This is a genomic window from Amycolatopsis pittospori (assembly GCF_013870525.1).
In the GTDB taxonomy this organism is placed as follows: Bacteria; Actinomycetota; Actinomycetes; order Mycobacteriales; family Pseudonocardiaceae; genus Amycolatopsis; species Amycolatopsis pittospori.
This window is the reverse complement of record NZ_JACBXD010000002.1, coordinates 75921-98926: the sequence shown is the minus strand read 5'-3', so window position 1 is coordinate 98926 and position 23006 is coordinate 75921. Positions and strand designations below refer to the sequence as shown.

Below are 23006 nucleotides of genomic sequence, written 5' to 3'. Positions count from 1 at the left end.
CAAGGAGCCCCTCAATGCAGATGTTCACCCAGCACGTGCACCACGGTCACGACCTGATCTCCGGTCTGCTCGCGCACCTGGCGCACGTGCTCGGATGGCTGGTCTGACGCTCTAGGCAGGGTTTGACGGGGGCCGGTCTGTTGGCGCGGGTCGGCCCCTTCGTGTTTCCGCTTACGCGGTCCCCGTCGGGGGCATACCGGATCAGTCTCCCCGGATGAGGTCGGGCATGCTGTGCGCGCACAGGATTCTCGGGGAGGCGCGCGGTATGACCGAAGCAGGGGAGTTCGCTGTTCCGGAACGGGTGGACAGCCCGGACCGGCAACCGGGGCCGTCGAGCAGGGCGGGCCGGTGGCTGATGGAGCACCGGGTGCAGCCGGTCGGGCCGGAAAGCCACGAGGAGCACACCACTCCGCAGTCGTGGTGGAAGGTCATGTGCCTCACCGGAGTCGACTATTTCTCCACATTGTCCTATTTGCCCGGCATCGCGGCGCTGGCCGCGGGTGCGCTCTCGCCGCTGGCGACCTTGCTGATCGTCGCGCTCACCTTGCTCGGCATGTTGCCGATGTACCGGCGGGTGGCGAAGGAAAGCCCGCACGGCCAGGGTTCGGTCGCGATGCTGGAGAATCTGCTGCCGTTCTGGCGAGGCAAACTCTTCGTCCTGGTGCTTCTCGGTTTCGTCGCGACGTCGTGGATCATCACCATCACCCTGTCCTCGGCCGACGCCACGGTGCACGCGCTGGAGAATCCGCACGTGCCGTCGTTCCTGCACGGGCACGAGGTGCTGATCACGGTGATCCTGCTGCTGATCCTGGGCGGGGTGTTCCTGCTCGGATTCAGTGAGGCGGTCGGGGTCGCGATCCCGCTGGTGGCGATCTTCCTGATCCTGAACGCCGTGGTCGTGGTCGCCGGGATCGGCGAGGTCTTCACCGAGCCGGCCGCGCTCGACCGCTGGCTCGACGCGCTGACCTCGGGTGGGGGCGGCTTCGGCGGCGTCGTCGGCCCGGCGATCCTGGCGTTCCCGTTGCTGGTGCTCGGTTTGTCCGGATTCGAGACCGGTGTGAGCATGATGCCGCTCGTCGCGGCCAAGGGAAAGAACGACGAGCAGCGGCTGGCCGACCGGATCCGCAACACCCGCAAACTGCTCACCGTCGCCGCGCTCATCATGTCGGTCTATCTGATCGCGACCAGTTTCGTCACCACGGTCCTGATCCCGGCCGAACAGTTCAAGCCGGGCGGCGAGGCGAACGGCCGCGCACTGGCGTACCTCGCGCACGAACTTATGGGCGAATGGGTCGGGACCGCCTACGACATCAGCAGCATCCTGATCCTGTGGTTCGCCGGCGCCTCGGCGATGGCCGGACTGATCAACATCGTCCCGCGCTACCTGCCCGCCTACGGGATGGCCCCGGACTGGGCCCGCGCCGTGCGCCCGGTCGTGCTCGTCTACACCGCGATCTGCGTCCTCGTCACCATCATCTTCAACGCCGACGTCAACGCCCAAGCCGGCGCGTACGCCACCGGAATCCTCGCGATGATGGTGTCCGCGTCGGTCGCGGTGGCCATCTCCGCCGCCCGCCGTCGTCAGCGCAAGGCCGCCATCGCCTTTGCCGTCTTGACGCTGATCCTGATCTACGCGCTGGTCGAGAACGTCATCGAGAAACCCGACGGCCTCACCATTTCCGCGTTCTTCATCCTCGGGATCATCGCCGTGTCGCTGGTTTCACGGGTCACACGCACCACGGAACTGCGGGTGGAGCACATCGAATTCGACGAGCCCGCGCGCCGGTTCGTCACCGACTCGATCACCTACGACGGCGCACTGACCATCATCGCGAACCGCCGTCAAGCCGGGGACGCCGAGGAATACCGGGCGAAGGAGGCCGAACAGCGCGGGCTCAACCCGGTTCCGGGCGCCGCTGACGTCCTGTTCCTCGAGGTCGACGTCATCGACCCTTCGGGATTCAGCGACGTACTGAAGGTTCGCGGCGTCGAGATCGACGGTTTCCGTGTCCTGCGAGTGGAAAGCCCGGCCGCGCCGAACGCGATCGCCGCGATCCTGCTGGCGTTGCGCGACGCCACCGGTGTACGGCCGCAGTGCCATTTCGAATGGAGCGAGGGTAACCCGCTCGGCCACCTCTTCCGCTATCTGATCCTCGGCCGCGGCGATACCGCCCCGGTGGTTCGCGAGATCATCCGCACCAGCGAACGCGATCCCGCGCTGCGGCCCGGGATCCACGTCGGCTGACGCCGGACCTCGGCATCGTCGAGTCCAGGATCGATGAGCACGGTAACGACCGCGTCCCGGCCGCGAGACGCGACCGGGACGCGACCGGGACGCTGGGTCAGCAGGGCTGAAGCAGCCAGCAGAGCCGGTATTTCGCCTGGTACGTCGTGGAAGTACCCGGTGCGACGATGTTCTGCGTCCGCGCGCCGCCGTGCGCCCAGCCGGTGTAGGCGTACTTCAGGTTGAGTGGTGGCAGGTTCTGCGGGCTGTCCGCGCTGATCGAGTTGGTGGATCCGGCGATCACCGTCCGGGAGAACGGCGTGCGCTGCTGGGTCCCGCCGACGGTGAGCATCGCCTGACTGGGGCTGGAGGTGAAGTTCAGCGCCACCGTCTTCGGCTGGAGATCGACGGTCTTGCTGCCCGTGCGGCCGCCCGAGTCGGTCGCGGTCAGGGTCAGTTGCAGGTACGACGGGTATTCGTGGTCCGGCGCGACGAACGAGCCGGACGCGACGCCGGGGAAGTCCTGGACGTTGTGCGTATGGCAGGTCCCGTTGGCCGCGCAGTGCCGGATCGCGAGCCGCCAGGTCAGCGCCGACGGCGGGAGCTGGCCGTCCTGGGCGTCGACCGCGCGGCCGGAGAACGGCACCGTCTGGCCGACCGACCAGGTCAGGGTGCCGGTCGGACTGTCGATGACCGGTACCGGATCGAGGCCCTGCGGGGTACCGACGGTCACCCGCACCGCCGTCGTCGCACTCGCGCCGTGGGAGTCCGTCACCCGCAGGCCGGCGTCCACGGCGGCGGCCGTCGTGTAGGTCCAGGTCGGCCGGGAGGCCGACGAGTCGTCGTACGCGCCGTCGGCGTCGAGGTCCCAGGCGTAGGAGAGGGTGTCACCGGCGTCCGGGTCGGTGGAACCGGTGCCGTCGAACTGGACGGCCAGTGGCGCCGGGCCACTCGTCGGGCTCGCCGTGGCGACCGCGACCGGCGGCCGGTTGGTGCCGCCGGGACGGCTCACGCGGTGGAGTTCACCGCTGCCCAGCGCGACGTAGAACAGGTCGCCACCCGGGCCGGTGAGTACCTGCACCGGGATGTTGACGCCGGTCACGAAGGGCACCAGGCGGCTCGGGCTCGGCTGACCGGCGACGGTCTGCATGGCCCAGATGCACCCTCGGGAGGAGTCGGCGAAGAACAGCGCGCCGGCGTACTCGGCGGGGTAGTTGCTCCCGGATTCGAAGGCGATGCCGCTGATCGAGGAGCCACCGGTGGGACACGGGTCGCCCGCGACCACCTTGGCGTTGTGGTTGTAGGCGTAGTACGGCGCGGCCTGCCCGCCGGAGGTGTACAGGGACTCGCACCGGTCGAGGTTCGCGCCGTCGTAACCGGCCTGCCTGGCGTTGCCCTCGTAACAGGGCCAGCCGAAGTTCTCCGCCACTGAGTCGCCGACATCGGCGACGCGGTTGATCTCCTCCCAGGTGTCCCAGCCGACGTCGCCGGCCCACAGCTCGCCGGTACCCGGCCGGAAGCCGAACCGGAACTGGTTCCGCCCGCCGTAGGCGATCACGCGCTTGGCGTTGGCGTCGGTGCTGTTCGCGAAGGGGTTACCGGGTGCGCCTTCGCCGGTGTCGGGGTCGAGGCGCAGCAACGCACCGTTGAGCAGCACCGGCTGCCCGGCGGGACGTCGCGGTGACTGCGAACGCAGCGCGCCGCCTTCGGCCGTCGGCGGCGCGAGGTTCGTCCCGGCGGGCGAGGGCGGGTCGGCGCAGGGGTTCTCGACCTGGCCGTAGTCGGCGAAGTTGAAGCTGGCGCCGTCGCCGCCGCCCGCGTACAGGGCACCGTCCGGCCCGAAGGCGAGCGAACCGACCGAGTGGCTGGGGAACTGCTGGCACCAGCCCGTGACGAGCGGTTTCTCGCTGACGGCCGTGCCGGCCGGGCCCATGGTCAGCTGGGAGATCCGGCCGGTGACGACACAGCCCTTGGCGGTGGCGCCCGGCGGGGTCGGGCAGGCGTCACCCCACCGCGGCGCGGTGCCGCCGGGCAGCGCGTCGAAGGTATAGGAGACGTAGACGTACGGCCTGGTGGGGAAGGCGGGGTCGACGGCCAGCCCGAGCAGGCCGCGATCCCAGAAGTCCTGTGTCTGTGTGCGGAGGTCGGCGAAGACCGTCGCCGTCGTGTCGGCGAGCGAGTCGAAGACCTTGACCAGGCCGCTCTTCTCCGCGATGAACACCCGGCCGTCCGGCGCGAACGCGGTGGCGGTCGGCGAGCTGAGCCCGCCGATCGCCACCGTGTCGGTGAAACCGGTGGGAACCGCGGCTTCGGCGGGCGCCGTGGCGACGACCGCGACCGCGAGGGCGCCGACGAGCGGCCCGACCACGCCCACCGCCAGCGCTCGTCGTGATCTTCGCGGGAACAGTGATTTTCTCGAGAACAGCGGACGGCGAGAACCCATCACAACGAACTCCTCCTGCGCCGGGGGACCGGAACGAACGCGACTCCAGTCGGTATGGCGTGAGAAGACCGAAAGTTGTTACGGCTCTACGAGAAATGCGCACAAACCGCTAAAGACACGCCGCGGCACGGTCTCGCGGTGGGGACGCGATGATCGTCCCGGGACAGGTGAGCGCCTCGCGCGCCGTCCGGCCCGGACCGACCACGCCGCCGTCGCCCGAAGTCTCAAGGGATAGGGTCGAACCATGGCGTCGATCAAGAAGTTCCAGGTCACCTTCGATTGCGCGGATCCTGAGCGCGTCGCCCGTTTCTGGTGCGAGATCCTGGGATACGTCGTTCCGCAGCCTCCCGAGGGGTTCGCCACCTGGGACGATTACGAGAATTCGCTGCCGCCCGAGCGCCGGGGCGCCGGGTTCGCGTGCGGTGACCCCACAGGGGAGGGGCCGCGGCTGTACTTCCAGCGCGTTCCCGAGGGCAAGGTCGTCAAGAACCGGGTGCACCTCGACGTGCGTGTCGGCACCGGACTCGTGGGTGAAGAGCGCCTCGCGGTCCTCGAGGCCGAATGCGAGCGGCTGGTCGCGCTCGGCGCGATCCGCGATCAGGTTCTGCTCGCCGACGAAGAGAACGAGTCCTGCATCAACATGCGGGACATCGAGGGAAACGAGTTCTGCCTCGACTGACGACGTGCGGTGAGACCGCCGCGTGAGTCAGTCGATGGGGATGCTGGTGCAGGTCGCTTTGCCCTGCTCCTGGAATACGCCCGGCTTGATGCGCTCGAAGTACCGAAGACAGATCAGCCCGGAGTTGAAGGTCTTGTTGATATAGAACAAGTGGTTTCGCGCGGTGTTCGTGGGGCCGGTGCGCTTGGTGCCGTCCGGCAGGAACACTTCGAAGAAGCCCGTCGTGCCGAGGATGAGTTCGCCGCGGAGCGCGTCCACCCGGTTGATCTTGCCGTCCTTCCCGCTCGTCGAGTTGCAGTAGTACGCGTTGCAGACGACCTCGACGTCGGCCGACGCGGTGCCCGTCAAGACCCCTGCCGAGAGGGCCGTGGCTATCGACAGCACGGTGGTGACCCTTTTCGCGTTCGCTGAGATCGACATGCGTTTCCCTGCCTTCGCGCTCGGTGATCGATCCGCGAACGGTAGGCGGGACCGCTAACTTTCCGCTAAGGCGATCACAGGATCAGACCCGCGGCGCGAAGATCGGTCCAGACCCCCGCCGGCACCTCCATCGCGAACGACTCGACGTTGCGCCGTGCCTCCTCGGCGGACCGCATCCCGACCGCGATCCCGGCGACGGCCGGGTGCCGCAGTGGGAAGGCCATGGCCGCCTGGGGAAGTGTCACACCGTGCGCTTCGCAGACGTCGGCGATCTTGTTCGCCCGGGCCAGGATGTCCGGTGTCACGGCCTCGTAGTCGAAGTACGCGGTTTCGTCCGGCCGCGGTACGGCGAGCAGCCCGGAGTTGAAGATCGACGCCGCGATCACCGAGACGCCGCGTTCTTCGCAGGCGGGCAGGAACGTGTCGAGCGCGCTGTGGTCGAGCAGCGTGTAACGGCCGGATTGCATGACCACGTCGACGTCCGCTTCCTTCACCAAGGTGGTGAGCATGGCCGTGTCGTACATACCGGCACCGATCGCGCCGACGATCCCTTCCGATCGCAGTTCCGCCAGCGCCGGGTAGCCGTCGCGCAGCGCGTCGTCGAAGAATTCCTCGGCGTCGTGCAGGTACAGGACGTCGATCCGGTCCAAGCCCATCCGCTCCAGCGAATCCTCGACACCGCGCCGGATTCCGTCGCGCGTGAAGTCTCGTACCCGGCGATGTGTCGCGGGCACGTGGAAACCGGCCGGGTCCAGGTTCCCGTCGGCGTCCTGCGGCACCAGCAGCCGGCCGACCTTCGTCGACAGGGTGAACGAATCACGCGGTCGGCCACGGAGGAACTCGCCGATCCTGCGCTCGGAATGCCCGATGCCGTAATGCGGTGACGTGTCGTAGTAACGGATCCCGCCGTCCCAGGCCGCTGCCAGCGTCGCCGCGGCCGTCTCGTCGTCCAGTGGCGCGAACAGTCCGCCGAGCGGTCCGCCGCCGAATCCCAATCGCGTCACCTCGACGTCGGTGTGTCCGAGCCGGTTCGACTTCACTATCAACCCCCATGACCGCTTTGACGGATTTCTCCCCGCCGAGGCAGGATATCGTACCTTTCCGTGCGCTGACTAATTAATTTCCGGACCCCGGCTCGGATATCCGGCCGAATTTCGAAGTCGATGCGAATACTTCATTCATTTGCCCTAATTCCATCGAAGTGGGCTGTTCATCCGCATGTCCTTGCTCGATGTCATCGTGTTATGGCCTGAAGGTGTGGGCGGTCTGCGCTTTCGTACGGATGGAGGTACCCGCGCAAAGTTTCTCGCACTACTTTCCATTTCTGTCGCACCGGCCGCCCGGCGGCCACGCCCTGGACCTGAAGAAGTGTTGTCCTGCAAGCACTTCCGTGGCGAGTGCAACTCTGACTCATGATAGCGATCTATTAAGGAAAATGGTGAATTCTTCCCAGGATCTCGATGTCGGGTTGGCTCCATCCTTACGGTCGGTACGAAGCGGGGGACTGGTCATACGAAAATACGGTGGGTCGTCGCTGGCCACACCGGGAATGGTGAGCGACGTGGCCACCGAAGTGGCCGCGCTCACCGAAGCGGGCGATCGGGTGGTCGTGGTCGTGTCCGCCATGGGGGACACCACGGACAAGCTGATCGCTTTGGCCGCGGAATTCGCCGAGCCGCCGCTTCCCCGGGAGCTCGATCAGCTGATGGCGACCGGCGAACAGGCCGCCGCCGCGGTACTCGCCCTGGCGCTGGCCGAGCGCGGGGTCGGAGCGGTCTCGCTCTCGGGTGACCAGGCGGGAATCGAGGTGAGCGGCGAACCGGGAGCGGGGACGATCGTGCGGGTCGATCCCGACCGGATCCTGGCGAGATTGCGTGACGTCCAGGTCGTCGTGGTCGCCGGATTCCAGGGACGCGACGCGAACGGCGAACTGGTGACACTGGGCCGTGGCGGGTCCGACACCACCGCCGTGGCGCTCGCGGCCGCGCTCGGCGGTTCCGAATGCGAGATCCTCACCGACGTCCACGGTGTCCGCACTGCCGATCCCCGGATCGTGCCGGACACCCGTCCGGTCCGCACGATCTCCTACGACGCCATGGTCGAGCTCGCCGGCCTCGGTGCCCGCGTCCTGCATCCCCGGTCCGTCGAGCTGGCCCGCCGTCATGGGATCGCCGTCCACGTGAAGCACTCCTCGATCGCGGGGCCTTCCACCGTGGTCACGGCGAAGGAACCGCCGATGGAGGGCGCTCCCCGGGTCATCGGCATCGCCCACGAACGCGACGTGCGGCTGGTGCGGGTCCAGGTTTCCGCCTCCGGCCCGGACCACTACGCCCGAGTACTCACGAGCCTCGCCGCCCACGGGGTGAAACCGGACAACCTGAGCTGGCCCGATCCCGGCGAACTGCGGTTCACCGTGCGGGGTTCGGAGCCGCTCGGCGTACCGATCGCCGCGCTCGCGATGGATCTGGGAGCCCGCTCCACGGTCCTCGACGAACTCGGCTCGGTTTCCGTGATCGGCACGGCGCTGCTCGATCCACCCGGCTGTCTGCCCGAACTGCTGCGGATCATCGCCGATCAGCGCGTCACCGTGCCGGCGATGACGACCTCGCAGTCGAGGCTCACCGCCGTCATTCCCGCCGACGCCGTCGACACGACCGTCCGCGCGCTGCACGACTCCTTCGGCCTGTCGGAGGACCGGACATGAGCCCGTACGGACAGCCCGCCGGTTCGTTCACCACCGACGGGCTGGTCTTGACGTGCGAGGGCCACGAACAGCGGATCCGATGGCGTGCCGGCGAGCGGCTGGAGCAGTTGTACGAGGGACTTTGCGACCGGTTGAGCGCAGACGGCCTCGGTGATCGCCTCGCGGTGGACGCGGCGGGCACGAAACTCACCTTCGCCGGTCTGGACGAGCGGGCCAATCGCCTGGCCCGCCGTCTGCGGGCGCACGGCGTGCTGCCCGGCGACAGGGTCGGGCTGCTGTTCGACGAGCCGGTGCATCCCTACGTCGCGATGCTCGCGGCGCTCAAGATCAACGCCGCGTATGTGCCGCTGGACACGGGTTTCCCGGACGATCGGCTGGGCTACATCGTCCAGGACGCCGGAGTCCGGCTGGTGGTGTCGACCTCCGGCCTGCGTGACCGGTTCGAGCCCGGCAGCGTCGATCTGCTCTGCCTCGACGAGGACGAAGACCGGATCGCCGCCCTGCCGGGCGCACGCCTCAGCGAGGCCGAGAAGGGCGTTCCGGCCGACGAACTCTGCTACATCGTCTACACGTCCGGCTCGACCGGGCGCCCCAAAGGCGTGACGATCGACCATGCCGCGATCTGCAACTTCGTCCGCGTCGCCGCCGACGTCTACGGCATCCTGGACACCGATCGGGTCTACCAGGGCATGACGATCGCGTTCGACTTCTCGGTCGAGGAGATCTGGGTGCCGCTGCTGTCCGGCGCGACGCTCGTGCCGAAACCCGGCGGTACCAGCCTGGTGGGTCACGAACTCCTCGAATTCCTGCGGGACAACGAGGTCACCGCGTTGTGCTGCGTCCCGACCCTGCTGGCCAGCCTCGACGAGGACCTGCCGCGGCTGCGGTTCCTCCTGGTCTCCGGCGAGGCCTGCCCCGAAGACCTCGTCCGCCGGTGGTTCCGTCCGGAACGGCGGTTCCTCAACGTCTACGGCCCGACCGAGGCCACGGTCACCGCGACGTGGGCGGTGCTGAAACCGGACCGGCCGGTGACCATCGGCGTGCCCTTGCCCACCTACTCGGTCGTCATCCTCGATCCGGACGAGCCGCGGGCCCTGGCGGCGGGCGAACCGGGGGAGATCGGTATCGCCGGGGTCGGGCTCGCCGGTGGGTACCTGAACCGGCCGGACCTGACCGAACGCGCGTTCATCCCGGACTTCCTCGACATCGGATACAACCCGTCCCGCCGTATCTACCGCACCGGCGACCTGGGCCGGATCACACCGGAAGGAGAGATCGAATACCACGGCCGCGCCGACACGCAGGTGAAGATCCGCGGCTACCGCGTCGAGCTCACGGAGATCGAATCGGTCCTGCTGCGGATCCCCGGAATCGCCCAGGCGGTGGTCGACATCCACCATCCGGAGCCGGGCAGGACCGAACTGGTCGCCTACTACAGCCTGCGGCGCGACAGCGCGGACATCGACGCCGGAGAACTGCGTCGACGCCTGGGGGAGCTGCTGCCGGGGTACATGGTGCCCGCCTATCTCGAACGGCTCGGCCACATCCCCCTGACACCGGCGGGCAAGGCCGACCGCAAGAACCTCCCGGTACCGAGCAATCCGCGGGCGGCGAGCCACACCGACTACGTGGCACCGGCCACCGAGACCGAACATCGGCTGGCGGAAGCGCTGGGGCGTGTGCTCGGAGTCGAGCGGATCTCGGCGACGGGCAACTTCTTCGACGACTACGGCGCCGACTCGTTGCTGCTGGCCAAGTTCTGCGCCGCTGTCCGGGAGCGCGGAGACCTGGCGCCGCTGTCGGCGAAGGACGTGTACCTCAATCCCACGGTCCGCGGTCTCGCCGAGTCGCTTCCGCCCATGACCCCGGGCACGGTCGCGCGGGCCGAGGAGCCCTACCGTGCCGGCACCGGCTCCTATGTCCTCTGTGGCCTGTTCCAGTTCCTGGCCTTCCTCGCCTATGCCGCCGGTTCGGGCTGGATCCTGGACACGGGGTTCGCCTGGATCGCCGAGGCCACCGGGTTCGTCGACGGCTATCTGCGCGCGGCAGGGCTCGGCCTCGTCGTCTTCGTCGTCCTTTCCGTGCTGCCGATCTTGGTGAAATGGCTGCTCGTCGGACGGTGGAAACCGGGGGAGATCCCGTTGTGGAGCCTCGGCTACCTACGCTTCTGGACAACGAAGACGCTGATCAGGTTCAGCCCGCTGATGCTGTTCACCGGAACACCGCTGTACTCCTTCTACCTGCGGTCGCTCGGCGCGGATATCGGCAAGGGCGCGGTGATCCTGTCCCGGAATCCGCCGGTCTGCACCGATCTGCTCAGCGTCGGGGCCGGGGCGGTCATCCGTAAGGACGCGTTCTTCCCGTGCTATCGGGCCAGGGCGGGCAGGATCCAGACCGGACGGGTCACCCTCGGCGACAACGCGTTCGTCGGTGAGATGACCGTGCTCGACATCGGCACCACCCTCGGCGAGGACGCGCAACTCGGCCACTCGTCCTGCCTGAACTCCGGGCAGTCCGTGCCCGGCGGCGAATCCTGGCACGGATCGCCGGCCCGTGCCTCCACAGTGGACTACCGCGCGCTGGGAACGGTCACACGGAGCAGGCTCAGGCCGTTCGCCTTCTGCGTGTCCAGCCTTCTGCTCCTGCTGCTGGTGACACTTCCCGCGACCCTCGGAGGCGCGGACGTGCTCACCGAACGCTGGTTCACGGCATCGGCGGACTTCACGAACTGGGCCTTCTATCGCGACCAGATCGTCAATTCGGCGCTGCTGTACTTCGGGGCTTTGCTTCTCGGGCTCGCAGTCGTCCTCACGATCCCCCGCCTGCTCAACCGGTTCCTCCGGCCGGACCGGGTCTATCCGCTCTACGGCAGGCATTTCGCGATCCAGCGGACGATCGCGCGCCTGACCAACCTGCGCGCGTACACCTACCTGTTCGGCGACAGCAGCTACATCGTGCACTACCTGCGCGGACTGGGGTACGACCTGTCGAAGGTCCAGCAGACCGGATCCAACTTCGGCGTCGAGGTCAAGCACGAGACGCCGTTCCTCAGCACGGTGGGCACCGGGACGATGGTCTCGGACGGGCTTTCGCTGCTCAACGCGGACTTCTCCGCGTCGTCCTTCCGGTTGCGCCGGGCCTCCGTCGCGCCGCAGGCGTTCTTGGGCAACGAGATCGCCTTCCCGCCGGGCGCCCGGATCGGCCGGAACTGCCTGCTGGCCACCAAGGTCCTGGTACCGCTCGACGGGCCGATCCGGGAGAACGTCGGCCTGCTCGGCTCTCCCGCGTTCGAGATCCCCCGGACCGTCCGCCGGGACACCGGGTTCGAGCATCTCGGCACGGGAGACGCGCTGCGCCGGGGGCTGAGGGCGAAGAACCGGCACAACACCCTGACCATCCTCGTCTACCTGCTGGTGCACTGGCTGCACCTGTTCGGCATCGGGCTGGTCGGGACGGCCGCCGGCGCCTTGCACGAACGGCTCGGCGCACTCGCCGTCGGCGGCGGCATCATCGCCACGCTCCTGTTCTCCGTCGCGTTCTTCGTTTCGACCGAACTCGCGGTGCAGGGTTTCCGGGCGATGCGACCGCGGTTCTGCTCGATCTACGATCCGGTCTTCTGGCGGCACGAGCGGTTCTGGAAGATGAGTCCCGCCCGCTACCTCGCGCTGTTCGACGGGACCCCGTTCAAGACCTTCCTCTGGCGTCGGCTCGGCGTCCGGATCGGGCGCCGCGTCTTCGACGACGGATGCGCCATCCCGGAGCGGTCCTTGGTGAGCATCGGCGACGACTGTGTGCTCAACCTGCACACCGTCCTGCAAGGACATTCGCTGGAAGACGGCACGTTCAAATCCGATCACATCGTCATCGGCGACGCTTGCACGATCGGCACCGGGGCGTTCGTCCACTATGGAGTGACGATGGGCGAAGGGGCGATCGTCGAAGCGGACGCGTTCCTGATGAAGGGCACCGCCGCCCCGGCACGCACCCGCTGGCAGGCCAACCCGGCGGTCGAACTCGACACGGCACCGGAGATCACCACCGCGGCAAGGAGACTGCCATGACCCACACCCCCACGGCGAAACCGGCCCTGTCGCCGCGGGTCGACGGCGACCTGCCCGGCCCCCGCTCGGCGGAGTTCCTCGAACACCAGCGACGCTGGGAATCCAACGCCCGGGTCTACCCCCGCAACCTGCCGATCGCGATCGCCGGTGGTGACGGCAGCTACCTGTGGGACGTGGACGGGAACGTCTTCATCGACTTCCTGGCCGGAGCGGGCGTGCTTTCCCTGGGCCACAACCATCCCGAAGTGGTGGACGCGGCCACCGGACAACTGCACGTGCTCACGCACGGCCTGGACTTCCCGACGCCGGCCAAACGCGAGTTCGTCGACGCCCAGCTGTCGATGCTGCCCCCGGGCCTGCGTTCGCGAATGCGGATGCACTTCTGCGGTCCGGGCGGGGCGAACGCCGTGGACGCCGCGATCAAGCTCTGCAAGACCGCGACCGGTCGCGGCGACCTGGTGTCCTTCCAGGGCGGATTCCACGGGTCGAGTCACGCCGCGATGGCGTTGACCGGGCTCGTCGCCCAGAAACGGCCGATAGCCAACGGCGTACCCGGCGTCCATTTCTTCCCGTACTCCTACTGCGCCCAGTGCCCTTTGGGACTTTCCCGGGACACCTGCGAAACCAACTGCGTGGGTCTGCTGGAGCGGTCGCTGCGCGACCCCAACGGCGGAATTCCCCTTCCCGCCGCGGTACTCCTGGAGATCGTGCAGGGTGAAGGCGGGGTGATCCCCGCGGACCACGACTTCGTCCGGCGTGTCCGCGCGCTGACCAGGGAGCTGGACATCCCGCTCGTGGTCGACGAGGTGCAGACCGGTTGTGGCCGTACCGGGACCTGGTTCGCGTTCGAGCAGTACGACATCGAGCCCGACGTGATCATCGCTTCGAAGGCGTTGAGCGGAATGGGCCTGCCGGTGGCGGTCATCTTCTACGACGAGCGACTGGACGGCTGGGCACCCGGCGCGCATACGGGCACGTTCCGCGGCAACCAGGCGGCGTTCGCGGCGGGCACCGCGGCCGTCCACGTCGTCCGGCGCGACGACGTGCTGGGCAACGTCCGGCACCGCGGGCACCAGCTCGAACGACGTCTCGGCGTCCTGCGCGATCGGCCCTGGGTCCGCGAAGTCCGCGGTCTCGGCTTGATGTGGGGGATCGAACTGGCCTGCCGCGACGGCCGTCCGGCCGGCCAGTACGCCCGCGCCGTCCAGGCGTACGCGTTGCGGCGAGGGCTGATCGTCGAACTCGGCGGTCGCGACGACAGCGTGATCCGGCTGATGCCCCCGCTCACCGTGACCGCCGAGGTGATCGACCTCGCCGGCACCATCCTGCTCGACGCGATCGAGCATTGTGGACGGACCTGGTAGGAGATCGACTTCGATCGACGCGGGAAACGACCGACCGCTCAAAGTAGCTCGGCGATGTCGAACGCGAGGTCGAGCGACTGACTGCGGTTGAGCCTGGGATCGCACGTGGACTCGTAGCGGTGATGCAGGTGGTCGACCAGGACTTCGTCGCTGCCACCGACGCACTCGGTCACGTCCTCGCCGGTGAACTCCACATGGACGCCACCGGGATGCGTGCCGAGTGCGCGGTGGACTTCGAAGAATCCGCGCACCTCGTCGACGACGTCGTCGAACAGCCGTGTCTTATGGCCGCTCGCGGCCGTGAAGGTGTTGCCATGCATCGGATCGCAGATCCAGACAGGCACTCCGTCGACGGCTTGGACGGCCTGGATCAGGGCGGGCAGCCGGTCACGGATCTGCCGCGCGCCCATCCGGGTGATGAAGGTCAGCCTGCCCGGTTCGCGGTCCGGGTCGAGGATGTCCACATAGGATTGCACTTCGGCGGGTGTCGTCGCCGGGCCGAGCTTGACTCCGACGGGATTCGCGATGCTTCTGAAATAGGCGACGTGGGCACCGTCCAACGCGCGGGTGCGTTCGCCGATCCACAACATGTGACCGCTGGTGGCATAGTCCCGTCCCGTGCCGTGATCGGAGCGGGTGAGCGTGTCCTCGTAGTCCAGCAGCAGGCCCTCGTGGCTGGCGAAGATCTCGGCTGAGCGCAGTTCTTCGGGCTGGGCACCGCAGGCGCGCATGAACCGTAACGCGCGATCGATTTCGTAGGCCACCTCCTCGTACCGGGCACCCGACGGCGAGTTCGCCACGAAGTCCCGGTTCCATCGATGCAGCTGATCGAGGCCCGCGTATCCGTTACGCGCGTACCCGTCCACGATGCCCAAGGTGGATCTCGATGCCTCGTACATCCGCCACAGCCGTGCCGGATCCGGTCGCCGCGCCGCGGCATCGAAGGGGTAGCCGTTCACCGCGTCGCCCCGGTACACCGGCAGGGTGACACCGTCGCGAGTCTCGGTGGAACTCGATCGCGGCTTCGCGTATTGCCCGGCCATCCGGCCGATCTTGACGATCGGCATCGCGGCTGCGTAGGTCAGCACGACGGCCATCTGCAGCAAAGTCTTGGTCTTGTCCTGGATCGCCCTCGGTGTCGCACCGTCGAAGGTCTCCGCGCAGTCGCCGCCCTGCAGCGCGAAGGCCCGGCCGGAGGCCACCTCCGCGAGCCGGTGCCGCAGTTCGTCGCACGCGCGCGGGGTGACCAGACCGGGCGCGGCCGACAGCCTGGTGAGCACTTCGCGCAGGGCGGCGCGATCCGGCCATTCCGGCTGGTGCGCCGCGGTCGCGTCCCGCCAAGGGGCGAGTACTTCGGAATTCGTCACGAAAGGCAGATCACCATGATTTCGCGCTTGTGCGCAATGAATTCGCCGAGTGGTCCGGTCGAGCGGAGCCGAAGTGGTCTGGGCGCCGGCGCTCCCGGCTTGGTTTTCTTTTCCAGCGGCTGAATAGGGAGGTGCGATAGCGTGAGGACGCAATTCGTGGACGTCGCCGTCGACGCGATCACCGTGCGAACCACCGCGTCCGCACTGGCGGTGCGGAACGCACTGTGCCGTCGGTTCGGCGCCGAGGACGTCTACCTACTGGAAGACCTGCATCGGGACAATCTCGACTCCCGCAGGAGTACGGGAACCGTGGTGGGGTTCGGCAGGCTGGCCGAGATCTCCGTGATCGGCGACGAGGTGACCGTGCGGGGTGACGGCCGGGTGGCGGATCTGCTCCGGGCCCTCTGCGGCCGGACCACGACGAACGTCTGGGACACGCTGCGCGAGGTCACCGGCTCGTTCCGGGTGCGGACCGAGGTGCGCGGATTCGCCTTCGGGTTTCTCACCACCGTCGGTTATGACGCCGCCGCAGTGATGGAGGAACTGCCGCCACGCCGCGGCGAACCCGACGTGCCGGACCTGACGCTCACCCTGTTCCAGCACACCATGTGGTTCGACCGCGAGGGCGCACCACCGGTCGTGCACGTGGCCACCGGGCCCGACCTCCCGGAGCCGCCGCCTGAGCACGTCCTGCGGAACATTCCCGGTGTCGATGGGCCGATGCCGGAAGCGACCGAACCGCGGGCAGTGCGCGACTCCGTCGAGAAGCGCACCTTCCTCGGCTGGGTCGAGCGCTGTCTCGAGCACATCCGCGTCGGGGACATCTACCAGATCCAGGTAGGGCACCGGATCGACGTGCACAGCGACCTGACGCCGGAAGAGGTCTACCGCCGCTTGCGGCACCGAAATCCCTCGCCCTACATGTATCTGGTCACCCAATCGGGCAAGACACTCGTCGGGGCGAGCCCGGAGGTTCTCTTCCGGGTCGACGACGACGCCAGGATCACCATGCGACCGATCGCGGGCACCACACGCCGTGACCCGGCCGGTGCGGACAACGAGCGCCGGATCAAGGAGCTGGTGGCCAGCACCAAGGAACAGGCCGAGCACGTCATGCTGGTCGACCTCTGCCGCAACGACATCGGCCGGGTCTGCCGCCCGGGCACCCTCTCGGTGGACGACCTGATGGCGGTCGAGGCCTTCTCGCACGTGTTCCATCTGGTGTCCACGGTGACCGGAACGATGGCAGGCGGACGTGACGTCTGGGACGTCCTGTGCGCCACCTTCCCCGCCGGGACGATGACCGGGGCGCCGAAGCTGCGCGCGATGGAGATCATCGACGAGATCGAGGTCGAGCGCCGCGGCGTCTACGCGGGCGCCGTCGGTCTCGTCGACCTGCGGGGCTGGGCCGAGCTGGCGTTGTGCATCCGGACGATCACGCACCACGAGCCGTCGCCGGGTGACCACCGGTACTCCACGCAGAGTTGCGCGGGTGTGGTGGCGCTGTCCGAACCGGAGCGGGAATGGGACGAGACCTTGGCCAAGATGGGGGCCACCTATTGGGCCCTCACCGGGGAGGAGCCGGCGTGAAGGTGCTCGTGGTGGACGCCTTCGACAGCTTCGTCCACATCATCGACCAATATCTGCGACAGCTCGGTGCGGACACCGTGGTCGTACGCTCCGGCACCCGCACACCGGAGGAGCTGGCGGCGACGCGACCGGACGCGGTCGTGCTGGGACCGGGCCCCGGTCATCCCGCCGATTCCGGCCACGTGGCCCTGGCCCGCCGGTTCGCGGGCGAAGTGCCGTTGCTCGGGGTGTGCCTGGGACACCAGGCCATCGCCTTGGCCTTCGGTGGTGCGGTCCGGCTCGCGGACAACCTCATGCACGGACGCACGAGTGTGATCGAGCACGACGGCCGAGGTGTGTACGCGGGTTTGCCCGAGCGGCACGAGGTCACCCGGTATCACTCGATAGTCGTCGCCGAGCCGTTGCCCGCCGATCTCGTCCGCACGGCACGGTCTCTCGACGACGGCTATGTGATGGGAATGCGGCACCGTGCACTGCCCATCGAAGGCGTGCAGTTCCATCCGGAGAGCGTCGCCACCGTCGACGGCACGAGAATGATGGCGAACTTCCTGGCCGGTGTCAGGACGCGAGCAGACCGCCGACCTCGCCCAGCACGCTCGCGAGCAACTTGACGGAGTCCGCGAGCCGCCCGCGCCGCACAGCGCCGTAACCGAGCACCACCCCGGACGAGACCGGGCGGCGGTCGAGCTGGAAGTACCGGACCGGCTGGACGAGAGCCGATCGCCGCCTGGCTTCGACGGCCAGCCGCCCGTCGTCGATTCCGGCCGGCAGCGCGACGTACGCGTGCGTGCCCGCCGGTACACCGGTCATCCGGGCACCCGGCAGGTGTTCCTCGACGGCGTCTCCCAAAGCCGAGCGTCTCGCCCGGCAGGTGCCTCGGATCTGCCGGATGTGCTGATCGAGCAGACCCGAGGAGACGAAGTGGCCGAACGCCAGCTGGGTCAGCGCGTCCGGCGCCCCCAGCCGTGCTCGGCCGAGCCGTTCGGCGACCACGCCGGGTACCACCGACCAGCCGAGCCGCAGGCCGGGACCGAGCAGGCCACGCGTCGACCCGGCGTAGACCACCCGGTGCGTCCGATGCCGTTGCAGGGCGAGCGGACCGCTGCCGGCGCCGAACCACAGGTCGCCGTCCCGGTCGTGTTCGACCACCCAGCCGTCCACCTGGTCGGCCCAGCGCAGGAGCTCCTTCCGGCGGCTCGCCGAGAGCATGACACCGGTCGGTACCTGTGAGACCGGAGTGACCAGCACCGCCCGGGCTTCGGATCGAGCGAGCGCTTCGACGTCGATGCCCTCGCGGTCCACCGGGACTCCGGTCACTCGCAGGCCCGCGCGTTCCGCGATCCCGGCCAGCCACGGCGTACCGGGGTTCTCCACGGCGATGTGGTCGACCCCGAGGTCGTGCAGGGCGTGGCACAGGCCCTCGAAGGTATGCGCGAAGTCCGCGGCGACGACGACCTCGGAAGCGCCGGTCAGTACCCCTCGCGAACGGCCGAGGTACGCGGCGAGTTCGGTACGCAGTTCCGCGACACCGAGCGGGTGCCGCCGGGGACCGGTGCCCCCGATCGAGCGAGCCATCTGCTGGTAGGCGTGCAGCCATTCACGTTCGGGGAAGAACGCCGTACTGGTCGCGTCGACCCGAAGGTCGAACCGGACGTCCGCGAGCTCGGCGGGCCGCCTTGCCCCGGCCGCGCCGAGACGAGGCAGATGTGTCGCCACTTGGGTGCCCGATCCTTGCGTGGCTCTGAGGTATCCCTCGGCGATCAGCTGTTCGTAGGCCTGGACCACGACGCCGCGCGAGACCCCGAGGTCCGCGGCGAGCGTCCGGCTCGACGGTAGCCGCACCCCTTGGTGCAACGTGCTGTCCGTGACCCGTTCACGAATCGCCGATTCGACCTGCGCGGTCAAGGACAACGGCGAATCACGGTCGATGGTGATCGGCAACATTCTTCCCCCACGACGGAAATGGTCCGCTTCAAGCGGTGTCGAATGGTCTTGGCCGGTACCTCCGCCGCCTGGAACGCTGAATACGGCACCTGAGCGGAGGAGGAACGATGGCGGGCGGGGAGACCACGATCGAGACGGATCGGAAGCGGTGGGCGGAAATTCTTTCGACGCTCACCCAGGGGCGTGACCTCGCCGCGGACGACACGGAGTGGGCACTGGGAGAGGTCATGCGCGGCGCGGCCGGCGAGGCCAGGCTGAGCGGCCTGCTGATCGGCCTGCGGTCCAAAGGGGAGACCGTGCCGGAACTCGACGGCCTGGTGCGGGCGATGGAAGCGCATGCGGTCGAGGTCGCCGTGGACGGGCCCTTGCTGGACATCGTCGGCACCGGTGGTGACCAGGCGGGCACGGTGAACATCTCCACCATGTCGGCGATCGTCGCCGCGGCGGCGGGAGCGCGGATCGTCAAGCACGGCAACAGGTCGGCGTCTTCGGAGTGTGGTTCCGCCGATCTGCTCGAAGCACTCGGCGTCGTCATCGACCTTCCGGCGGCGACGGTGCCCCGAGTGCTTTCCGAGGTGGGTATCGCGTTCTGCTTCGCCCCGGTGTTCCATCCCGCGATGCGCCATGCTTCCCCGGTACGCAGGCAACTCGGCGTACCGACGGTCTTCAATGTGCTGGGCCCGTTGACGAATCCCGCCGCGCCGGCCGCGTCCGCCATCGGTGTGGCCGAAGCCCGGATGGCGCCGATCGTCGCCGGGGTCCTGGCCCGTCGAGGACGCTCGGCCCTGGTCTTCCGCGGCGACGACGGACTCGACGAGCTGACGGTCACCACGACCTCCCAGGTGTGGACCGTGTACGACGGCACCGTTCGGCAGGAGACCTTCGACCCACGCGACCTCGGTATCCCACTGGTGTCACCGGACCGGTTGCGTGGGGGAGGGCCGGCGCGCAACGCCGAGATCACCCTGGATTTCCTCGACGGCACACCAGGGCCGGTCCGTGACGCGGTCCTCCTTTCCGCCGCCGCGGGCCTCGCCTCGGCCACACCCGGCGCCGCGCCGATCACGGAGCGGCTGGGTGTGTGTTTCGAGAAGGCCGCTCGCGCCGTCGACAGTGGTGACGCCGGGGCCTTGCTCGGCCAGTGGGTCAGGGTGACGGGCAAGCTGGCCGAATAGCCTGCGGTCATTCCACGGCCTCCCCCCGGCCCGCGGCCAGCATCGCCGCGACCGCGTCGGCGGGACGGTCGTCGGTGACGAGAGCCGAGCCGACGAGAACCGCGTCGGCACCGGCTCCGGCGTACGAGCCGACATCGGCCGGCCCCCGTACACCGGACTCCGCGACCGTGACGACGTCGGCGGGTATCCGGGCGGCCAGCCGGGGAAAAGTGTCACGATCGACCCGCAACGTCGTCAGATCCCTGGCGTTCACACCGATGATCCGGGCGCCGGCGGCCACCGCGGTCGCGACTTCCCGCTCGGTGTGCGTCTCCACCAGCACGGCCAGTCCGTACTCGGCCGCCTCCTTCAGCAGTCCGTCGAGTTGCCGCCCGCTCAACGCCGCGACGATCAGCAGCACCAGGTCGGCACCGGCGGCGGCGGCTTCGGCCAGCTGATACGGATCAATGATGAAATCCTTGCGCAGCAAAGGAACGCTGACCGAATCACGGACGGCACGCAGGTCGTCCAACGAGCCGCGGAAATGTCTCTGTTCGGTCAGCACGCTGATCGCGGCCGCCCCGCCCGCCACGTACTCGGCGGCGAGCGCCTCCGGCCGCTCGATCGCCGCCAGCCGCCCCATGGCCGGGCTGAAGCGTTTGACCTCGGCGATGAGCCGGACGCCGCGGGTGCCGCGCAATGCGGCACCCACGGCGTCGGGCGTCATCCGGGGGCCACGGGCCTCGGCGCGGCGGCGCATGGCGGCCGGGCTCACCTCGGCCATCCGGGCAGGCAGGTCCGTGCGTACTCCGGCCACGATTTCCGCCAACACGTTCACCTGGACGCCCCCTGTCCGCGCTTTCTAGGAAACGGACGCGTTCGCCGGCGACACGAGCGTGTCGAGCGAGACGACGTAGTCGATCATCTGCTCTTGAGTCCGCATCGGACGTTCAGGATCGAAGCGGATCTCTTCGAAGGTCTCGACCACTCGCTCCACTACGACACGACCGAGCGTGCGTACCAGCGGCAGCCCCAGGCAGATGTACATTCCCTGCCCGAAGGTCAGATGCGGGTTCGGCGAGCGCGTGATGTCGAACCGGTGCGCCTCCGGGAACTGTGCCTCGTCGAAGTTGGCCGCCGAGTCCCAGACCACGATGTAGCTTCCCGCTTTGATCTCGCGTCCGCCCAGTTCGGTGTCGTGCCGGGCGGTACGCCAGAGGTTGAACCACGAGAAGTCGAAGCGCAAGACCTCCTCGATCGCGCCGGGGATCAGCGAAGGATCGCTCCGCAGGGACTGGTAGAACTCCGGATTCCTGCAGAACCTGGCGAACATGTAGGACAGCAACAGTGATGTCGGCGCGTTGCCCGCCGTCACCAGGTCCAGGCACATGTGGATGATCTTCTCTTCGGGCAGCCGGTCGTCCTTCGCCCGTGCGTGCAGCAACGCGCTCATCAGATCGTCGGTCGGCTTCTGCTTACGCTGGTCGAGCTGATCGGTGAGCATGCCGACGACCTCGGCGTGATCCGGCTGGAAGATCCCGACCAGCTGACCGAACATCTGGTCCGACCATTGCCGGAAGCGGTCGGGCCCGGGGATCCGCAGCCCGAACATATGCCCGATCACGTGTTCCATGAGGGGATAGCCCAGATCGCCGAGTACCTCCAGGCGACCGGAAGCCAGTGCGGGCTTCAGCAACGCGTCGACCATCGGGGCGAAGTCGGACGCCTGGCCTTCGATGTTGCTCGGCACGAAGGAACGGGCCACGAAACTGCGCAGGAAGCGGTGCTCCTGGATGTCCGCCCGGCCGAACGAGAACGGCAGACCCATGTGGGTCTTGTTGGTCACCGAGAAGGTGTCCGGATCCTTCAGCACCCGTTGGACGTCCTCGTACCGGAACACCTCCCACAGGTTGTATTCCGCACGGTGCCGCAGTGGCTCGACCCGGTGCTGGTGCTGGAACCAGGCGATACGTTCCTCGATCGAGTCGCTCAGATCGGGGAACAACAGATCCCTGGTCGGTTTGCTGGATGTACTGGTCACTTCCTGCCTCTCCCTACAACTTCGGTGCGTGTCCGCCGGAGCCGGCGGTCAGAGGCGTTCCGCGGTGATCCAGATGAGGTCCTTCGTGCGGAAGGTGCTTTCCCAGACCGCCTGGCCGACCTTGGGCAGCCGGTCGATGTGCTCGTCGACCACCTTGCCGAGAACGGGTCCGCGCAGGGTCTCCGTCGTCGGTCCGTATTGGACGATGAGCTTGTTGCCGGTCGCCTGGCTGAAACGGAGCCTGCCGGGTGGCGCGTCGCAGATGCGCTCGGTCACCGGCGTCGGCGCGACGCTGACCAACGGCGCCCACGCGTACATGGACTCGCCGCTGACCACGGCGTGGTCCTGCAGCACGGTGAACGGCAGGCAGGCGAGGAAGTCCTCGCACAGCCGCTCGTTGAGGTCGCAGGCGAGCTCGGCGTCGACGCTCAGACCGAGCGGCTCCCAGGTGAGCCGGATGGGAATGCGCCGTGACGGCTCCTCCGCGACGCTGACCGGCGTGGGGGTGTACTCCTGCCGGAGCGCGAGCTCGCTCGAGTTGTAGCGATAGTGCTCGCCCACGTGCCAGGGGAAATAGTGGTGCGACCAAGCGGTCAGCCGGTTGACGTATTCGGTGAAGGTGGCCAGCCTGTCCACGAGCTCGCTGCGGTCCGCCACGGGGGCGTGGATCCGCTCGGCGTATTCGGCCAGCGTCGGGAAACCGCTGTAGCCGAGGTACTTGCTGTAGATCGGGTCCCACGTCCGGAAGACCGTCAACACGTTCTCGACGGGCAGGCTCTCGTCGTGGGCCATCCGGACCAGCTGATAGAGATTCATCGAATAGTCACGAACGATGCCGTTCGCGAAATCCCACGTGGTGAAGTACTGGTCATAGGATCCAGGCGCTTCATTGAGCGTTCCGGTGCGCATCTGTCGAATCTCCGACGGTTCCTCGGCCGCCAGTTTCCGGGTGAATTCCTTGAGATCGGGAAATGCGGATTCCTTGAGATCTGGGTATGCGGCGGACATGCTTCCC

Annotated in this window: 16 protein-coding genes; 8 read left to right on the top strand and 8 right to left on the bottom strand. The window is 68.1% G+C overall.

The features are described 5' to 3' along the window. Positions 1-265 precede the first annotated feature (265 nt). Entirely contained in the window at positions 266-2245 is a 1980-nt protein-coding gene (locus H5J31_RS01600; protein ID WP_181770593.1) for an APC family permease, read from the top strand. Between the two features lie 97 nt (positions 2246-2342). On the opposite strand, the gene H5J31_RS01595 is transcribed toward H5J31_RS01600, so the two are convergent. Further along, positions 2343-4592, bottom strand: a complete 2250-nt coding sequence (locus H5J31_RS01595) for a PQQ-dependent sugar dehydrogenase (protein WP_181770710.1) — start codon at positions 4590-4592, stop codon at positions 2343-2345. A 319-nt stretch (positions 4593-4911) separates the two neighbouring features. Here H5J31_RS01595 and H5J31_RS01590 point away from each other — a divergent pair, with 319 nt between their 5' ends. Beyond that, positions 4912-5346, top strand: a complete 435-nt coding sequence (locus H5J31_RS01590) for a VOC family protein (protein ID WP_181770592.1) — start codon at positions 4912-4914, stop codon at positions 5344-5346. 27 nt (positions 5347-5373) lie between these two features. Here H5J31_RS01590 and H5J31_RS01585 read toward each other — a convergent pair whose 3' ends face one another. Both H5J31_RS01585 and H5J31_RS01580 read right to left on the bottom strand, forming a co-directional pair. Continuing rightward, positions 5374-5766: a hypothetical protein gene (locus H5J31_RS01585; protein ID WP_236004490.1), complete on the bottom strand. Its 393-nt coding sequence runs from the start codon at positions 5764-5766 to the stop codon at positions 5374-5376. Positions 5767-5840: 74 nt separating this feature from the next. After that, positions 5841-6806 (bottom strand): aldo/keto reductase, encoded by a 966-nt coding sequence (locus tag H5J31_RS01580; RefSeq protein WP_181770591.1) that lies wholly within the window; start codon positions 6804-6806, stop codon positions 5841-5843. A gap of 395 nt (positions 6807-7201) precedes the next feature. Here H5J31_RS01580 and H5J31_RS01575 point away from each other — a divergent pair, with 395 nt between their 5' ends. From H5J31_RS01575 to H5J31_RS01565, 3 genes are read left to right on the top strand one after another with little or no spacing between them, the layout of a single operon-like run. Next, positions 7202-8470, top strand: a complete 1269-nt coding sequence (locus tag H5J31_RS01575; protein WP_181770590.1) for an aspartate kinase — start codon at positions 7202-7204, stop codon at positions 8468-8470. Beyond that, a complete protein-coding gene (locus H5J31_RS01570) occupies positions 8467-12531 on the top strand; it encodes a Pls/PosA family non-ribosomal peptide synthetase (RefSeq protein ID WP_181770589.1) in 4065 nt (1354 codons plus the stop codon). The genes H5J31_RS01575 and H5J31_RS01570 overlap by 4 nt, the downstream gene beginning before the upstream one ends. Beyond that, the gene (locus H5J31_RS01565; RefSeq protein WP_181770588.1) at positions 12528-13895 is read left to right on the top strand and encodes a diaminobutyrate--2-oxoglutarate transaminase family protein; all 1368 of its coding nucleotides are present in this window, start codon (positions 12528-12530) and stop codon (positions 13893-13895) included. Before H5J31_RS01570 ends, H5J31_RS01565 begins: the two co-directional genes overlap by 4 nt. 38 nt (positions 13896-13933) lie before the next feature. Here the strand turns inward: H5J31_RS01565 and H5J31_RS01560 are convergent, their stop codons facing one another. Beyond that, a complete protein-coding gene (locus H5J31_RS01560; protein WP_181770587.1) occupies positions 13934-15262 on the bottom strand; it encodes a class II 3-deoxy-7-phosphoheptulonate synthase in 1329 nt (442 codons plus the stop codon). Between the two features lie 141 nt (positions 15263-15403). Here H5J31_RS01560 and H5J31_RS40370 point away from each other — a divergent pair, with 141 nt between their 5' ends. Both H5J31_RS40370 and H5J31_RS01550 read left to right on the top strand, forming a co-directional pair. Beyond that, the gene (locus H5J31_RS40370; protein ID WP_207897268.1) at positions 15404-16852 is read left to right on the top strand and encodes an anthranilate synthase component I family protein; all 1449 of its coding nucleotides are present in this window, start codon (positions 15404-15406) and stop codon (positions 16850-16852) included. Then, on the top strand, positions 16849-17463 hold the full coding sequence (locus H5J31_RS01550) for an anthranilate synthase component II (protein WP_181770586.1): 615 nt from the start codon (positions 16849-16851) through the stop codon (positions 17461-17463). Before H5J31_RS40370 ends, H5J31_RS01550 begins: the two co-directional genes overlap by 4 nt. On the opposite strand, the gene H5J31_RS01545 is transcribed toward H5J31_RS01550, so the two are convergent. Further along, the gene (locus tag H5J31_RS01545) at positions 17411-18796 is read right to left on the bottom strand and encodes an aminotransferase-like domain-containing protein (RefSeq protein WP_181770585.1); all 1386 of its coding nucleotides are present in this window, start codon (positions 18794-18796) and stop codon (positions 17411-17413) included. The genes H5J31_RS01550 and H5J31_RS01545 overlap by 53 nt on opposite strands. A gap of 107 nt (positions 18797-18903) precedes the next feature. Here H5J31_RS01545 and trpD point away from each other — a divergent pair, with 107 nt between their 5' ends. Continuing rightward, positions 18904-19971 (top strand): anthranilate phosphoribosyltransferase, encoded by a 1068-nt coding sequence (gene trpD / locus H5J31_RS01540; protein ID WP_181770584.1) that lies wholly within the window; start codon positions 18904-18906, stop codon positions 19969-19971. Between the two features lie 7 nt (positions 19972-19978). Here trpD and trpC read toward each other — a convergent pair whose 3' ends face one another. The 3 genes from trpC to H5J31_RS01525 are packed head-to-tail and all read right to left on the bottom strand — an operon-like array spanning position 19979 to position 22999. Continuing rightward, positions 19979-20788 (bottom strand): indole-3-glycerol phosphate synthase TrpC, encoded by an 810-nt coding sequence (trpC, locus tag H5J31_RS01535; RefSeq protein WP_181770583.1) that lies wholly within the window; start codon positions 20786-20788, stop codon positions 19979-19981. A 24-nt stretch (positions 20789-20812) separates the two neighbouring features. Then, the gene (locus tag H5J31_RS40365; protein ID WP_181770582.1) at positions 20813-21991 is read right to left on the bottom strand and encodes a cytochrome P450; all 1179 of its coding nucleotides are present in this window, start codon (positions 21989-21991) and stop codon (positions 20813-20815) included. 48 nt (positions 21992-22039) lie between these two features. After that, positions 22040-22999, bottom strand: a complete 960-nt coding sequence (locus H5J31_RS01525; RefSeq protein WP_181770581.1) for a cucumopine synthase-related protein — start codon at positions 22997-22999, stop codon at positions 22040-22042. Between the last annotated feature and the right edge of the window lie 7 nt (positions 23000-23006).

Coding starts and splice junctions, on each gene's coding strand:
- H5J31_RS01600 (WP_181770593.1), top strand. CDS start 266: ATGACCGAAGCAGGGGAGTTCGCTGTTCCGGAACGGGTGGACAGCCCG.
- H5J31_RS01590 (WP_181770592.1), top strand. CDS start 4,912: ATGGCGTCGATCAAGAAGTTCCAGGTCACCTTCGATTGCGCGGATCCT.
- H5J31_RS01585 (WP_236004490.1), bottom strand. CDS start 5,766: ATGTCGATCTCAGCGAACGCGAAAAGGGTCACCACCGTGCTGTCGATA.
- H5J31_RS01575 (WP_181770590.1), top strand. CDS start 7,202: ATGGTGAATTCTTCCCAGGATCTCGATGTCGGGTTGGCTCCATCCTTA.
- H5J31_RS01570 (WP_181770589.1), top strand. CDS start 8,467: ATGAGCCCGTACGGACAGCCCGCCGGTTCGTTCACCACCGACGGGCTG.
- H5J31_RS01565 (WP_181770588.1), top strand. CDS start 12,528: ATGACCCACACCCCCACGGCGAAACCGGCCCTGTCGCCGCGGGTCGAC.
- H5J31_RS01545 (WP_181770585.1), bottom strand. CDS start 18,796: ATGTTGCCGATCACCATCGACCGTGATTCGCCGTTGTCCTTGACCGCG.
- trpD (WP_181770584.1), top strand. CDS start 18,904: ATGGCGGGCGGGGAGACCACGATCGAGACGGATCGGAAGCGGTGGGCG.
- H5J31_RS01525 (WP_181770581.1), bottom strand. CDS start 22,999: ATGTCCGCCGCATACCCAGATCTCAAGGAATCCGCATTTCCCGATCTC.